Genomic DNA, 14,014 nt, shown 5'->3' with positions numbered 1-14,014 from the left:
GCCGTGGGTCCGGCGCGGTGCCGGATCCCATCGCCCATCGGCGCCATGTCGATTTCCACGGCCTTCATTCGTCGTGGCACAGGGACGGCGCCAATCCGGCTCGCAGCCGCGTCGTCCCGCTTTCCACCCAAAAGGAGATTATTCATGGCTTACATAGACGGATTCGTACTGGCCGTACCCATCGCCAACCGCGAGACCTACATCAAGCATGCGGAAGCCGCGGCGGTGGTATTCAAGGAGCATGGGGCGCTGAAGGTGGTCGAATGCTGGGAAGACGACGTCCCGGAGGGCAAGGTGACGTCCTTCCCCATGGCGGTCAAGCGCCAGGAAGGCGAAGCGGTCGTCTTCGCGTGGATCGCCTGGCCATCGCGCCAGGTGCGCGACGAGGGCATGAAGGCCGTGATGGCCGACCCGCGCCTGAACCCCGAGGAGACCCCGATGCCGTTCGACGGAAAGCGCATGATCTTCGGCGGTTTCGAGATCGTCCTGGACGCGTGACGGGTCCATGCCCCGCAGTGTTCCGCCCGTTCTTGTGCGTATCGTCCATCGCGCAAGAACGGGCAGGACCGCGGCTGGAGGATCGGACCCTTCCGAGCGCGGAACCGCCTCTCTCGTCGGGAGACTTAGCCTGCTCCTCAACGAGCAGGAGTCGACTCAAATGACCACGATCACCGGCACTTCAGGCGTACAGATCATCGGGCGTCAGCAGGGTGTTCCAGAAAAGCCCCATTCCGCGCCGGCAAACGACGTCGCGGACGCGCTTGCCCTCATTTCGGACGTCTGCGCGAACAAGCACCCGAACGAGACGAAAGAGAAGCACAAGTGCGAGCGCTCGCTGAGCATCCAGTTGGACTCGCCCCTGCCCCTCCCCCGCGAAATCGTCGAATTGGGATTCCATGACGATCCTCAGGATGTCAGTTCGCTGCCCGCCCTCCAGTCCATGAATGACCCTGAACAGGCGAGCGAGTAACGTCCACGCCGGGCGATAGCCGATCCACAGCCATCGCCCGGCGACCTCCGGGCCACTCCCGGACACGTGACGTCCCCAATCGCGCGGGGCGCGACACTCTGGTATACACACAGCTTGGCCAGCCCAGGACTTCCAGATGACCCGCGCCCAAGCGATTGCCCATGCCGAGCAGTGTTTCGCCTCCGGAGCCTTCCGCGAACGGCTCGCCCGCCGTGTCGCCATGCCCACCGAAAGCCAGAATCCGGCCCGGGCCGGCGACCTGGCGGCCTACCTGCACGAGGAACTGCAACCCGCCTTCGAGTCCATGGGCTTCGCCTGCCGGACGCTTGCCCATCCCAAGGCCAAAGCGCCGTTTCTCTACGCCGAGCGCATCGAGGACGCGGCCCTGCCCACGGTGCTCGGCTATGGACATGGCGACGTCATCCGGGGACTGGATGCGGAGTGGCACGAAGGCCTGTCGCCCTGGGCCCTGACGGCGTCGCAAGGACGCTGGTACGGCCGCGGCATCGCCGATAACAAGGGGCAGCACACCGTCAACATGGAAGCGCTGCGCATGGTGCTGGAAACCCGCGGCAAGCTGGGCTTCAATGCCAAGTACCTGGTGGAGATGGGCGAGGAAACCGGCTCGCCGGGTTTGCGCGAAGTCTGCGAGGCCAACCGCGAGCGCTTCGCCGCCGACCTGCTGATCGCCTCGGACGGGCCGCGGCTGCGCGCCGAACGCCCGACGGTCTTCCTGGGCGCGCGCGGCGGGCTGAACTTCGACATGACCATCGAGGCCCGCGAGGGGGGCCATCATTCGGGTAACTGGGGCGGCCTGCTGTCCAACCCCGGCATCCAGCTGGCCCATGCCATCGCCTGTATCGTGTCGCCCACCGGGCAGATCCGCATCCCCGAATGGGTGCCCGCCGAACTGCCGGCGTCCGTGCGCCGCGTCCTGGCCGATTGCGAAGTCGACGGCGGCGCGGACGGGCCCACCATAGACCCTGGCTGGGGCGAGCCGGGCCTGACGCCGGCGGAGCAGGTATACGGCTGGTGCTCCTTCGAAGTCCTGGCCTTCAAGACAGGCAACCCCGAAACGCCGGTCAACGCCATTCCGCCGCGCGCCAGGGCGCACTGCCAGTTGCGCTTCGTCGTGGGCGTCGATCCGGACGGGCTGCTGCCGGCGCTGCGGCGGCACCTGGACCGGCACGGCTTCCCCATGGTCCAGTTGAGCCTGACGCGCGAGAACATGTTCAAGGCCACCCGCCTGGATCCCGACGATCCCTGGGTGCACTGGACGGTGGCGTCGCTGGAGAAGACCAGCGGCAAGAAGCCGGCCATCCTGCCGAACCTGGGCGGTTCCCTGCCCAACGACATCTTCACGGAGGTGCTGGGCCTGCGCACGATCTGGGTGCCGCACTCCTACCCGTCCTGCTCCCAGCATGCGCCCAACGAGCACCTGCCGCCGGAGCTGCTGGAGGAAGGCCTGAAGCTGATGACCGGGCTGTACTGGGACCTGGGGGCGGGACCGGTACCGGCCACGTCGCGCGCCGCCAGCTAGCCGCCGGCCGTCGCGGCCAGTCGCCCATTCGCCAGCCGGAATCCGCGCCGCGCCGCGCCGCCTGGCCGGCGGCTGACATCTGGCGGCGGACTTCTATCCGACCCGCCCGACGCACCGGCTCCGCGCCGTTGCGCCGGCCCGTCCGCACTCAGCCGCCCAGGTCGCCCCGGCCGCGCAGCGACTCGGCGTTGTGCACATGGACGTGTCCCCCTGCCGGCACGGCGCGGCTCATGCTGCCCACCACGACGCCGTACTTGACCACGGGCTCGCCGGCGGCGAGCGCGCGCAGCGCCACCTTGTGCCCGTAGGGCACCTGCTCGATCACGGCCAGCGAGCCCTGGACCACGCCGGCCACCGGCACGTCGACGCCGGCGCGCGCGTCGGCGCCCACGACGGTGCCCACATTGTCGTCACGATGGATGACCCATATCTTTTCCGCCGGGTTCATACGGACTCCCCTATGCGGCTGATGGCGGTTTCGGTTTCGCCCAGGATCTCGCAGCAGGTGGGTCGGCCATTGATGATTTCCGCCATGGCTTCCTCGACCTGCTTACCGGCCTGCTCCAGGGAATGTCCGTGCAGCAGCACGGCGCTCAGGTCGACATCGATATGGTCGGCGAACGTGCGGCAGGTGCGGTCGTTGCCGCATAGCTTCACGGTGGGCGATACCGGATTGCCGATGGAATTGCCCACTCCGGTGGCGAACAGGATCAGGTGGCAGCCGCCGGCGGCCAGCGCGGTAATGTTCTCGGTGGCCGGCGCGGGCGCGTCCATCAGGTACAGGCCCGGCCCGGGTGCCGCTTCGCCATAGCTCAGCACGCCTTCGATACGGCGGCTGCCGGTCTTGCAGATCGACCCCAGCGATTTTTCCTCGATGGTGGTCAGTCCGCCGCGGATATTGTCCGGCGCGGGATTGGTTTTGTTGAGGTCGACCCCGGCGCGGCGCGCGATCTCCTCGTACTTGCGGATCGTCGCATCGATGCGGTCGCGCACCGCCGTGCTCGCGGCCCGTGCGGCCAGGGCCGCCTCGCCGCCCAGGCATTCCACCGGCTCGGAGAAAATCGCCGTGCCGCCCGCATCGACGATGCGGTCCGTGACCAGCCCGATGGCGGGATTGGCGACCAGTCCCGACGTGGTGTCCGAGCCGCCGCATTCAAGGCCGATGACGAACTCGGCCAGGCGCGCCGGCGTGCGCCGCAGGTCCTGGGCCTGCGCGCGCCACTGCTCCAGCAGCGCCAGGCCGTGGCGAAACAGCGCCGGCGTGCCGCCCTCTTCCTGGATGCCCATGACCTCGCAGGGCGTGCCGGCGGCGCGGATACCTTCATACACGCGCGTGCCGGCCACGCGCTCCAGGCTGACCACCAGGGTGGCATACACATTGGGGTGGCTGCCCAGGCCGATCATGGTGCGTACCGACAGGGCCAGGTCGTCGCCCAGCTGGCCCCGGCCATACAGGGGCGTGATGGCGACGCAATCGGGCAGCGCGGCGGCGAGGCGGCGCGCAACGGGATTTGCGGCGTCGGTCGCGGCCACCACGGCCAGCAGGTTGCGGATGCCGCGGCGTCCGTCCGGACGCGTATAGGCCATGAGCGTATTCATAGCAATCCTCTTGCGGCCGGCGCATAGCGGTCGGCCGCGGCAAGCAGTTCTTCGATGACTTTGGCGGGCATGGGGATGCCCCAGGCGGCGCGCTGGCGGGCGACCTGGCGGCGCCGTTCGCCGGGCAGGCGGATGGGCCGGGCCGGGTCGGCCGCCGGGGCGGTGCGCGTCTGCTTGAGCAGCGTGTCGATGCGCGCCAGGTAGTCGGCGCTGTCCATCAGGGCGCGCGGATCGATGGCGATGAAGAAATGCGGCACGCACGCCGGCAAGCCGTCCTGTGCGGCCTGCGAACCCACCAGCGGCGCCATCGCCCCGCCCGCCAGGACGCTGTTCAATACTTCCAGGGCCACGATCAGGGCGTAGCCCTTGGCCCCGCCCATGGGCAGCACCGAGCCTTTCAGCGCCGCGGCCGCGTCCACCGTGGGTTTGCCTTCCGCGTCCAGCGCCCAGTCGGCGGGAATCGGCTGGCCCAGCAGGTTCGCCAGCAGGATGTTGCCGCGCGAGCTGACGCTGGTGGCGAGGTCGACCACCAGCGGCTCCGTGCTGGTCGGCGCGGCGAAGGCCAGCGGGCTGTTGGTGAAAAAGGCGTGCTTGCCGCCCCACGGCGCCACCGTCGGCTCGCCGCCGGACGAACACATCGCCATCAGCCCATGCGCCGCGGCGTGCTCGCAATACCAGGCCGCGTAGGAGAAATGATTGCTCGCGCGCACGGCGACATAGCCGACGCCGTGCTGGCGGGCGCGTTCCATCGCCTGCTTCATGCCGGCATGCCCGGCCACCGGTCCCAGCGCGTTATCGCCATCGACCACCGCCGTGCCGGCGAACTCGCGCACCACGCGCGGCACGCCGCGCGCATTGATGGCGCCTTGCGCCAGGCGGCGCAGATAGGTCGGCAGCCGCGCCATGCCATGCGTGTCGACGCCGTGCAGGTTGGCCGCCACCAGACAATCGGCGACCAGTTCGGCATGCGCAGGCGGGACATCCTGCGCATGCAGCGCGGCGACGCAGAAGGCGTGCAGGTCCGCGGCGGCATAGTGGCGATCGTCTTCCATCAGATTTCGCGCAGCCCGGCCGCGTCGGCGATGGCATAGCCCTTGGCGCCCGCTTCCGCGGGGCCGGACATGCGGCTGAAGAACAGGATGCCGTCGCACGGGGCGTTCAGCGACTCCGTCTCCTGCAGGGTGTAGGGGTCCACCACCACCCCCAGCCGTTCGCCCTTGGTCACGCGGCGACCCAGGTCTTCCACGCGGTTCGCCAGCGACACGACATAGCCGCCGCGCGTGGGGTTTGCTTCCTTGCGCTCCTTGCGGGTGAACAGGAACTGCGGCCCGTCCAGCTCCGGCTCGCCCTCCAGGATTCCCAACGCCTTCATCTGGTTGCGCAGCCCGCGCACCACGCGCGCCTGGAAGACATCCGTCATGGGCCCGCCCATGTACGTGCCGCCCACCTCGACGCCGGCGGCCGGGCGGCCGGTACTGTTCAAATACCCGACCGCGGTCGACGGGGGCAGGAAATTCACGTGCACCGCGCCCGTCCCGAAAGCGCGGCACAGGCTCAGGCTGGCGTCGCGCACCTCGCCCGTGGCGTCCTCGTTCAGGTCGGCACGCTGGTGGATGCGGCCGCCCTGCCCGCCGGAGTGCATGTCGCACAACGCGTCGACGTGGTCGAGCACCTGGTCCGTCAGCGTCCGCGCGATCATTTCCGTCACCGAGCCGCGTGCATTGCCGGGAAAGCAGCGATGCAGGTCGGTGTTCTCGCGCTGTTCGGCGCTTTCGCGGCGGAAATCCGAAAACGCCAGCGGGTTGCACACGGGCAGGATGACCAGCGCGCCGCGCATGACGGCGGGATCCGTCTCGCGGAACAACTGCAGGGCGGCAAGCAGCGGCATGGCTTCGTCGCCGTGCACGTTGCACAGTATCGCGAACACCTTGCCGGGCCGGGTGCCGTTGATGACATGCACCGGCACCGCGAGGTCGCCGCGCAGGGTGCGCGTGACCGGCAGCATGGCGAAACCACGCTCGCCGGGCTTGACGTCCAGCCCCGCGATACGCAAGGGATCGTTGCTAGGCATGATGGGTCTGTCTCCTGGTTATCAGTTGATGACAGCGCCGGACTGGCGCACCGCCGTACTCATCGCCGCGATAAGCTCGCGCATCCTGGCCGTGAAGGCGGCCGGACTGAGATCCACGGGGTCGGCGCCGACACTGGCGTAGAACTTCCGCGTCTCCGGTTCCTTCAGCACCTTGCTGACCTCTGCGTTGATGCGCTTGACCACTTCGGGCGGCATGCCTGCCGGCCCGAGGATGCCCGAATACAGCACCACGTCGAAGCCCGGCAGCGTGCCCGCGATGGGCGGCACGCCGGGCAGCGCGGCGTTCGGGCCGGTCGAGGTCACGCCCAGCGCGCGCAGCTTGCCCGACGCGATCTGCGGCAGCGCCGGCGGCAAGGCCGCGAACGTCGCCGAGCTCTGGCCGCTCAGCGTGGCCATCACGGCCTCCGAGCTGCCTTTATAGGGAACATGCACCATCTCGACGCCCGCCTTCTGCTTCAGCGTTTCGGCAGCCAGGTGCAGGATGGTGCCGTTGCCGGAGGAGGCGTAGTTCAGGTAGCCGGGGCGGGATTTGGCCAGCGCGATGAATTGCTGCAGATCCTGCGCGGGGACCTGCGGCGGGACCACGAGGACCAGTGGTGCGGCCGACACCAGCGCGATATCGGTGAAGTCCTCGTCGCTTTTGTACGGCAGCGAGCGGTACAGCGTCGCATTGATCGCGTGCGTCGTCACGTCGGCGAAGTACAGGGTATAGCCGTCCGGCGGCGACTTGGCGACCACGCCGGCGGCGATGGTGGTGCCGGCGCCGGGACGGTTTTCGACAACTACCGGCGTACCCAGGCCGGTCGACAGCTTCTGCGCCCAGAAGCGGCCCATGACATCGGACACGCCGCCGGGCGGAAACGGAATCACCATTTTGATGGGACGTAAGGGCCATTCCTGCGCCTGGGCGGGCGCCTGGGCCCGGGCCGCCATGGGGGCGGCGATCGCCACGACCATGGCCGTCACCATGGCCACGGCCATGCCGCGCGCCCGCGCCGCGGTGGACGGCGCACCGATGTGCGGACTGGAGTACGAACCGATGTGCGAACTGAAGCGTGCAACGAAGCCGGCGCTGAAGCCGGCAGCGATGCCCGGCCACCCTTGCCCCGGCATCCGGGTCGGGGTGGTGCGGGAGCAGGCGCGGATACGCGCCTGTGCGGTCGGGCCCGGGAGGGCGATCGTGCGCAATGCCATATCAATTCCCCTTGAAATGACGCCAGCGGTCCTGCGGACTCATTCTTGGCGCACTCATTCTGCGGCGCGCATGGTCCATAGAACCAATGATTTATTTCGATGCGGAATATCGATGGCAGCTATAGCGGCCGGCGGGGAGCCCCGGGTCTCGTCCGTATGCCCGGTGCCTGTCCCGCACGCAAGCGACATCGATAGAACGAGGCCTGATGCGGCCTTGCGCGCCGCGCGCGGCAACCCCGGGCGCGCAAGAAAGGCAAACGCAGGAAAGACAAACGCTGCAAAGGGGAAGCAAGAAAGCAAAAACGGGAAAGAAAAAGCAAAAGCCCGTGCGCACGCCGGGCGCGGCGAGCTTCAGTCCACGCCGCGCATGGCGTATTCGGCGGCCACCATTTCCGCCAGCCGCACCGCCGCGGCGGAACGGGTGCCATGGCTGCGCCACAGGATGGCGGCGCGGCGCTGGGGCACCGGGTCTTTCAGCCTGACGACCTGCACCTGGCGCGTGCGGCCCACGGCGCCCTGCGGCAGCACGGTGGCCAGCGCCGTGTTGCGCAGCGTGGCCAGGATGGGGGCGATGGCGTTCATCTCCAGCACGATGTGCGGCGTCGCGCGGATGCTCGCGAAGTAGTCGTCCAGCCAGGCGCGCGCGCCGAACTCCGGCGTCAGCAGGACGAGAGACAGTTCGGCCAGGCGTTTCATGGAAACGGTGCGCATGCCGGCCCAGGGGTGGCGCGCGCCGACGACCAGCACCAGGGCCTCGTCGAACAAGGCCTGCGCCTCGATCTGCGCGTCGGCCGGTTCCCAGTAGCCGATGGCGCAATCGAGGCGGCCGCTGAGCAATTCCTTCTCCATATCGCTGCGCGAGAGCTGCCGGGCGACGATGCGCACGCCGGGATAGCGGGCGGCATATTCGGCGAAGACGGCCGGCAAGCGGGTGCTGGCGAAGGAGTGGAACACGGCGACGGAGAGGTTGCCGCGTATAAGCCCTTCGAGTTCATGGACCGCCATGACGCCGGCGGAGACGTCCTGCAAGGCCTGCGCGGCATGCACGCGGAAGATCTCGCCGGCGGCGGTCGGTTCGGTGCGCGGGCCGCGGCGCTCGAAAAGCCGGGTGCCCAGTTCTTCTTCGAGCTGTTGTATCTGGTGCGACAAGGTGGGCTGGGTGACGTGCAGCCGGTCAGCGGCCCGAGAGAAGCTTTTCGCTTCGCAGATGGCCAGGAAGTAGCGCAGGTGCCGGAGTTCCATGGGTGATGAGGACGGACGTGCACCGCGAGCGGCGGCCGGCGGCATGGCGCCCGCCGCCATGGCCGGGCCCATGATAAACAGCGAGGCGTGGACCGTCTATGGCGGTCCACGAGGACAGGAGCGCTCCTCGCGCGGCGGCCGCGTCCGGGCCGGCACGGCGCGTCGGCGCTCCGCGCCGGCCGAGGCCTGTCCGGGCGCAATGGCGCATCCACGTCGGCCGGATTGTCTAACATCCCGCGCGGTCGAGCAGGACTCGATCACCTTCCCGATCTGCCAAGGTGGCATCGACGAGCGCATAACGGTCCAGGAAGCGGCGATAGCCAGCGCCATGCGCGCCGTCGCCGAAGCCGAGCACTGGATGGTGGAAGGCGCCGCGGGCGTGGCGCTTGCGGGCCAGGCGCACGACGCGCAGCGGTGGCGCGGCGGGAAAGTCGCTGTCGTCCTCTGCGGCCGCAACATCGGGCTGGACATGTTCGACCGCGCGATGCGCTGGCACGAGGCGCACTGATTTACTCCGCGATAGAGAAAAACATGTCCTTGCATGGCGGTTGTCCGCGGGATGGGCGATCGGCAAGATGCAGGCATCGAGGTCGTCGGCATGAAGGTGCACCCCAAGGCCCGCCTGGGGGACCGAGACGACGGCAGCGCGCTCGACGCCAGTTTCTTGTCATCCATTCAACCGCCGCCACTGCACAGTGGCCGACACAGGAGTCCCGCCATGTCCCGCGCCTTTCCCATTACGCTCTTCAGCGCCGCGATGGCGCTCGCGATGCAGCCCGGCGTGGCCGCGCCGCCCAGGAATCTTCCGCCCGCGACGACGAATGCCTTGCCGAGCGAGCACTACTTCGGCCAGCTTGAGCAGGTGGCCACGTTCCGCGAGGCCATGCCGACCGGCGTCACGGTGAGCGACGACGGCCGCATTTTCGTGAACTATCCGCGCTGGGGCGACGACGTGCCCTACACCGTGGCCGAGATCCGCGACGGCAAGGCCTATCCCTATCCCAACGCCGCCATCAACAAGCCCGATCCGCGCGATCCCGCCAAGGGATTCATCAGCGTGCAAAGCGTGGTCGTCGATCACCAGGGAAACCTTTGGGTGCTGGACACCGCAGCGCCCAAGTTCCAGTCGCCGCAACCGGGCGGAGCCAAGCTGGTTCGCATCGACCTGGCGACGAACAAGGTTACGCGTACGCTGGTGTTTCCTGCCGAGGTGATGGGCCCGCAGACCTACGTCAACGACATGCGCTTCGACTTCCGGCAGGGCAAGGCCGGCGTGGCATACGTTACCGATTCGTCGCCGTCCGGCACGGGCGGCATCATCGTCATGGACCTGGACAGCGGCACGGCCATACGCCGCCTCACCGGCGACCATTCGACATCGGCCGATCCGCAATTCCTGCCGGTGGTGGAAGGCGCATCGCTGCGCACGCGCAATCCCGATGGCAGCACGGCGCCGCTGAAGATCGCCTCCGACGGCATCGCGATTTCTCCGGATGGCGAGACGCTCTACTACTCGCCGCTGTCCAGCCGCCATCTGTATTCGGTGCCGACGCGCATGCTGCGCGATACCGCCGTCAGCGAAGCGCAACTGTCCGCGGCGGTGAAGGACCTGGGCGAAAAAGGCGCATCCGACGGGCTGGAAAGCGACGCCAACGGCGTGGTCTATGCCGGCGATTACGAACGCAACGCCATCCGCTATTTGAAGCCGGGCGGCGAATGGGAAAGCCTGGTGCACGACCCGCGCATCCTGTGGCCCGACACGCTGTCGGTCGGCAAGGACGGCTACCTGTACTTCACCGCCAACCAGTTGCACCGGCAGGCGCAGTTCCACGGCGGCAAGGACCTGCGGCAAAAGCCCTACAGCCTGTTCCGCATCAGGATAGGCGCGGGGCCGGCGCCGACGGCGGCGCGCTGACGCGTCAGGTATGCGTGCTGATGGCGCGCGCCGCGTGGATGACCAGGGGCCCCAGTTCGGCCCGCGCGCGCGCCAGCGACCAACGCGGCTTGGGAACTGAAATGTTCAGCGCGGCCACCGGCTCGCCGGCGCCGTCCAGGATCGCCGCGGCGACGTTGATGTCGCCCGGGTAGAACTCCTCGTCGGCATAGGCATAGTGCTCGCGGCGCGCCGCCTCGATCAGGGCCCGCAGCTCGCCGATTCCAGTGGTGGTGCGTGGCGTATGCCGCGGGCGCGCGATGGCGCGCAGCTTGGCGTCCAGCGCGGCCGGCTCCAGATGCGCCCACAGCGCGCGGCCCGATGCCGAAGAAAAGCAGGGTATGCGGGTGCCGGCCGGCATGTACACCGGGATGTGCCGCGCCGGCGCGACCCGCATCACGAAGACCATGTGGTCCTCGGTATCCGGCACCGAAAGGTTCACGATCTCGCCGCACTGCTGGTTCAACTGGTGCAGCACCGCGTGCGCATGCTGGAACAGCGGCCGCCGGTAGAGATAGCCATAGCCCAGTCCCACGGCCTTCACCGTTACGCTGTAGCGCTTGCTGCGCGCATCCTTCTGCAGATAGCCGGTCTGTTCCAGTGTGTAGGCGACGCGTTGCGCCGATCCCATTGTGATGCCATTGGCCTGGGCGATTTCCTGCAGGCTCATGGATTCGTACGGGCGAAAGCCCGCCAGCACGGCAAGGCCCTTCTCCAGGGATTGGATCAATAAGGGGGAAGCGGTCATCGGCGCTCCAGTTCTACGGCGGCCTAGGGCAAACCCGCAGGCCACGGACCGGCGGGGCGCGGTATAAATATCGGTATACGGTTTTGATTATCGCACAGCGATAACGAATTTGAGGTCGTGCCCCGATGTCGCGGCTTGCCGGTGCCGTGGTGCCGATGCCGTGGTGCCGATGTCGCGGCCACGACGCCGCATCGCAGCGGCCATGGCATCGACCCGCTTCGCAGGTTCGCCCCCCTCCCATCTCGCACAAGGACCAGATTGGCTTTTCCTCATATCCCCGCTCGCACGGCCACCGCCGCCGGGACGCCCCATTCGGACCTCGCCGATGCCGCCGAGCCCGCCCTGGCCGCGACCGGCCGGCCCGGCGCGGGCAGGCCGCCGCTGCCGGATGCCGTCGATGTCGCCATCGTCGGCGGCGGCATCGTGGGCGTCAGCGCGGCCTATGCCCTGGCCAAGGCCGGCATCCGCGTCGCGGTATTCGAGAAGGCCACGCTGGCGTGCGAGCAGTCCTCGCGCAACTGGGGCTGGGTCCGGACGCTGACGCGCGACCTGCCGGAAGTTCCCCTGGCGATCCGCGCCAATCGCTTGTGGGGCGAAATCCAGGCCATGACCGACGTGGGCTTCCGCCGCACGGGCATGCTGTACCTGCAGGAGAACGACGCCGACGCGGCAAGCCACCAGGCATGGATCGATGCCGCCCGCGACCATGGGCTGGACGCGCGGTTGATCGACCGCCGAGCGGCCCTGCAATACCTTCCCGAATCGCGGCGCTCATGGCGGGGCGCGCTCTTCAGCGCCAGCGATGGCGTGGCGGAACCGCATCTGGCCACGCAAGGCATCGCCGCGCTGGCCCGCGCGCACGGCGCCATCATCGTGGAGCATTGCGCCGTGCGCGGGGTCGAACGGGCGGCGGGCAAGGTTGCGGCCGTCCTCACGGAACACGGCCGGGTCGGCGCCCAGGCGGTGCTGGTGGCGGCCGGGGCGTGGTCGCGGCTGTTCTGCGGCAACCTGGGCGCGGATTTCCCGCAGTTGAAGGTACGCGGCTCGGTGCTGCGCACGCAGCCCTTCGAGGCCGGCCTGGCGGCCACGATCAACGGCAAGGACTTCACTTGCCGCAAACGGGCCGATGGCGGCTACACGGTGTCGCAATTCGGCGCCTCCATGGCCGACCTGGTGCCGGACAGCTTCCGGCTGATGCACCATTTCCTCCGGCCCTGGCTGGCCAACAACACCTTGGTGCGCCTGCGTCTCGGCAAGCGCTTCTTACAGGAAATGGCGATACCGCGTCGCTTCGCGCCGGACCGCGTCTCGCCCTTCGAGCGCCATCGGGTGCTGGACCCGCGCCCATCGCGCGGCGGCGTCACGCAGGCCTGGCGCCGGCTGGTGGACGCCTTCCCGGTCTTCGAGTCGGCGCGCGTCGCGCAAGCCTGGGCCGGCTATATCGACGTTACGCCCGATGCGCTTCCCGTCCTGTCGGCCGTGCCGGGCCTGCCCGGGCTATATCTGGCGTCCGGCTTTTCCGGGCACGGCTTCGGCATCGGACCCGCGGCCGGGGAAGCCATGGCCGATCTGATCCAGGGCCATGCACCGGCCACCGACCTGCGCCCGTTCCGCTTCGAACGCTACACCGAATAGCCGCGCGACCACTTCATGCAAAACGAGGGGAAGTCATCGATGGATCCAACCACAGCCTTGCACCGCGTATCGGTCATCATCGACGGGCTGGTCTTTTTCAGCGACGGCAGTGCCCGCGATATGCGCGCGGGCGGCGTCACGGCCATCAATCTCACGGTCAGCGATATGGGCGCGGACTTCGAGCAGGCGCTGAAGGACGCCATGGCATGGCGCCAGCGCTGCCAGGCCCCGGACTCGCCCTGGCTGCTGGTCGAACGCGTGGACGACATCGCACGGGCCAAGCAGACCGGCAGGCTGGGTCTGATCATGGGCTGGCAGAACGGCCGTCCCCTGGGCGACCAGCTTGATCGCGTCTCCCTCTTCCATGCACTGGGGATACGCGTCATCCAGCTCACCTACAACGAAGCGAACCTGCTGGGCGACGGCTGCCTGGAAAAGCGCAACGCGGGACTCAGCAATCTCGGCGTGGAGATGGTCAAGGAGATGAACCGCGTCGGCATCGCCATCGACCTGAGCCATTGCGCGGAGCAGACCTGCCTGGACGCCGCGCGGCACGCCGGCAAACCGGTTTTCCTGACGCACGCCAACGCCAATGCGGTCATCCCGCGCCCGCGCAACAAATCGGATGCCGTCATCAAGGCGGTGGCGCAGACCGGCGGCGTCATCGGCTGCAGCATCCATGCCTACCTCAACTGGCGCGGCGACCCGCGCCAGCAGCCCACGCTGGACGACTTTGTCGCCAACGTGCGCCATATCGGCAAGCTGGTCGGCTATGAACATGTCGGCATCGGCACCGACTTCCCGTCCGTCGATACGTATGAAGCGGTACGGCACGTCATGGTGATGTCGCGCACCAAGTACGCGGCGTCCGGCGGCGACTTCTCCAACGCCTTCGGCGACGTCATGGAAGCGCGCTATCCGGTCGAAACCCCCGATCCCAGCCATTTCCCGGCCTTCACGCAGGCACTGCACAAGGCCGGGCTGGGCGACAGCCAGATCGCCAGTGTCCTGGGGGGCAACTTCCAGCGCGCCTTCGCCCAGGCCTGGACCGCCGCCTGAAC

Annotated in this window: 14 protein-coding genes; 7 read left to right on the top strand and 7 right to left on the bottom strand. The window is 68.4% G+C overall.

Going from position 1 to position 14,014, the window contains the following annotated elements; genetic code table 11:
• Positions 1-144 precede the first annotated feature (144 nt).
• From BAU07_RS04615 to BAU07_RS04605, 3 genes are all read left to right on the top strand, one after another.
• On the top strand, positions 145-498 hold the full coding sequence (locus tag BAU07_RS04615) for a DUF1428 domain-containing protein (protein WP_066654528.1): 354 nt from the start codon (positions 145-147) through the stop codon (positions 496-498).
• A 160-nt stretch (positions 499-658) separates the two neighbouring features.
• Positions 659-970, top strand: a complete 312-nt coding sequence (locus tag BAU07_RS04610; protein WP_066654527.1) for a hypothetical protein — start codon at positions 659-661, stop codon at positions 968-970.
• A 136-nt stretch (positions 971-1,106) separates the two neighbouring features.
• A complete protein-coding gene (locus BAU07_RS04605) occupies positions 1,107-2,510 on the top strand; it encodes a M20 family metallopeptidase (protein ID WP_066654526.1) in 1,404 nt (467 codons plus the stop codon).
• Positions 2,511-2,658: 148 nt separating this feature from the next.
• Here BAU07_RS04605 and BAU07_RS04600 read toward each other — a convergent pair whose 3' ends face one another.
• The 6 genes from BAU07_RS04600 to cynR form a co-directional block, all read right to left on the bottom strand.
• A complete protein-coding gene (locus tag BAU07_RS04600; RefSeq protein WP_066654524.1) occupies positions 2,659-2,958 on the bottom strand; it encodes a UxaA family hydrolase in 300 nt (99 codons plus the stop codon).
• Positions 2,955-4,109, bottom strand: a complete 1,155-nt coding sequence (locus tag BAU07_RS04595; protein WP_066654519.1) for a UxaA family hydrolase — start codon at positions 4,107-4,109, stop codon at positions 2,955-2,957. The genes BAU07_RS04600 and BAU07_RS04595 overlap by 4 nt, the downstream gene beginning before the upstream one ends.
• Positions 4,106-5,161 carry an Ldh family oxidoreductase gene (locus tag BAU07_RS04590; protein ID WP_066654517.1) on the bottom strand — a complete coding sequence of 352 codons (1,056 nt, stop codon included), beginning with the start codon at positions 5,159-5,161 and terminating at the stop codon, positions 4,106-4,108. The genes BAU07_RS04595 and BAU07_RS04590 overlap by 4 nt, the downstream gene beginning before the upstream one ends.
• Positions 5,161-6,180 (bottom strand): succinylglutamate desuccinylase/aspartoacylase family protein, encoded by a 1,020-nt coding sequence (locus tag BAU07_RS04585; RefSeq protein WP_066654515.1) that lies wholly within the window; start codon positions 6,178-6,180, stop codon positions 5,161-5,163. Before BAU07_RS04585 ends, BAU07_RS04590 begins: the two co-directional genes overlap by 1 nt.
• A 21-nt stretch (positions 6,181-6,201) precedes the next feature.
• Positions 6,202-7,395 carry a Bug family tripartite tricarboxylate transporter substrate binding protein gene (locus tag BAU07_RS04580; protein ID WP_084025332.1) on the bottom strand — a complete coding sequence of 398 codons (1,194 nt, stop codon included), beginning with the start codon at positions 7,393-7,395 and terminating at the stop codon, positions 6,202-6,204.
• 351 nt (positions 7,396-7,746) lie between these two features.
• Complete coding sequence (cynR, locus tag BAU07_RS04575) at positions 7,747-8,637, bottom strand: transcriptional regulator CynR (RefSeq protein ID WP_066654513.1); 891 nt, start codon at positions 8,635-8,637, stop codon at positions 7,747-7,749.
• Between cynR and BAU07_RS04570 the strand changes: the two genes are divergently transcribed.
• Together BAU07_RS04570 and BAU07_RS04565 are read left to right on the top strand one after the other, a co-directional pair.
• Positions 8,636-9,145, top strand: a complete 510-nt coding sequence (locus tag BAU07_RS04570) for a pyridoxal-phosphate dependent enzyme (RefSeq protein ID WP_066654511.1) — start codon at positions 8,636-8,638, stop codon at positions 9,143-9,145. The genes cynR and BAU07_RS04570 overlap by 2 nt on opposite strands.
• Positions 9,146-9,355: 210 nt before the next feature.
• Entirely contained in the window at positions 9,356-10,552 is a 1,197-nt protein-coding gene (locus BAU07_RS04565; protein WP_066654509.1) for an L-dopachrome tautomerase-related protein, read from the top strand.
• A 4-nt stretch (positions 10,553-10,556) separates the two neighbouring features.
• Here BAU07_RS04565 and BAU07_RS04560 read toward each other — a convergent pair whose 3' ends face one another.
• Entirely contained in the window at positions 10,557-11,318 is a 762-nt protein-coding gene (locus BAU07_RS04560) for an IclR family transcriptional regulator (protein ID WP_066654507.1), read from the bottom strand.
• A gap of 258 nt (positions 11,319-11,576) precedes the next feature.
• On the opposite strand from BAU07_RS04560, the gene BAU07_RS04555 reads away from it, so the two are divergent.
• Complete coding sequence (locus BAU07_RS04555; protein WP_232338247.1) at positions 11,577-12,953, top strand: NAD(P)/FAD-dependent oxidoreductase; 1,377 nt, start codon at positions 11,577-11,579, stop codon at positions 12,951-12,953.
• A gap of 39 nt (positions 12,954-12,992) precedes the next feature.
• Complete coding sequence (locus tag BAU07_RS04550; protein WP_066654505.1) at positions 12,993-14,012, top strand: dipeptidase; 1,020 nt, start codon at positions 12,993-12,995, stop codon at positions 14,010-14,012.
• The last annotated feature ends 2 nt before the right edge of the window (positions 14,013-14,014 follow it).

This window comes from Bordetella flabilis (assembly GCF_001676725.1).
In the GTDB taxonomy this organism is placed as follows: domain Bacteria; phylum Pseudomonadota; class Gammaproteobacteria; order Burkholderiales; family Burkholderiaceae_B; genus Bordetella_C; species Bordetella_C flabilis.
Note: the sequence above shows the minus strand (reverse complement) of the source record. Positions and strands in the feature narration are given on the sequence as shown.

Coding starts and splice junctions, on each gene's coding strand:
- BAU07_RS04615 (WP_066654528.1), top strand. CDS start 145: ATGGCTTACATAGACGGATTCGTACTGGCCGTACCCATCGCCAACCGC.
- BAU07_RS04610 (WP_066654527.1), top strand. CDS start 659: ATGACCACGATCACCGGCACTTCAGGCGTACAGATCATCGGGCGTCAG.
- BAU07_RS04605 (WP_066654526.1), top strand. CDS start 1,107: ATGACCCGCGCCCAAGCGATTGCCCATGCCGAGCAGTGTTTCGCCTCC.
- BAU07_RS04600 (WP_066654524.1), bottom strand. CDS start 2,958: ATGAACCCGGCGGAAAAGATATGGGTCATCCATCGTGACGACAATGTG.
- BAU07_RS04595 (WP_066654519.1), bottom strand. CDS start 4,109: ATGAATACGCTCATGGCCTATACGCGTCCGGACGGACGCCGCGGCATC.
- BAU07_RS04590 (WP_066654517.1), bottom strand. CDS start 5,161: ATGGAAGACGATCGCCACTATGCCGCCGCGGACCTGCACGCCTTCTGC.
- BAU07_RS04585 (WP_066654515.1), bottom strand. CDS start 6,180: ATGCCTAGCAACGATCCCTTGCGTATCGCGGGGCTGGACGTCAAGCCC.
- BAU07_RS04580 (WP_084025332.1), bottom strand. CDS start 7,395: ATGGCATTGCGCACGATCGCCCTCCCGGGCCCGACCGCACAGGCGCGT.
- BAU07_RS04570 (WP_066654511.1), top strand. CDS start 8,636: ATGGGTGATGAGGACGGACGTGCACCGCGAGCGGCGGCCGGCGGCATG.
- cynR (WP_066654513.1), bottom strand. CDS start 8,637: ATGGAACTCCGGCACCTGCGCTACTTCCTGGCCATCTGCGAAGCGAAA.
- BAU07_RS04565 (WP_066654509.1), top strand. CDS start 9,356: ATGTCCCGCGCCTTTCCCATTACGCTCTTCAGCGCCGCGATGGCGCTC.
- BAU07_RS04560 (WP_066654507.1), bottom strand. CDS start 11,318: ATGACCGCTTCCCCCTTATTGATCCAATCCCTGGAGAAGGGCCTTGCC.
- BAU07_RS04550 (WP_066654505.1), top strand. CDS start 12,993: ATGGATCCAACCACAGCCTTGCACCGCGTATCGGTCATCATCGACGGG.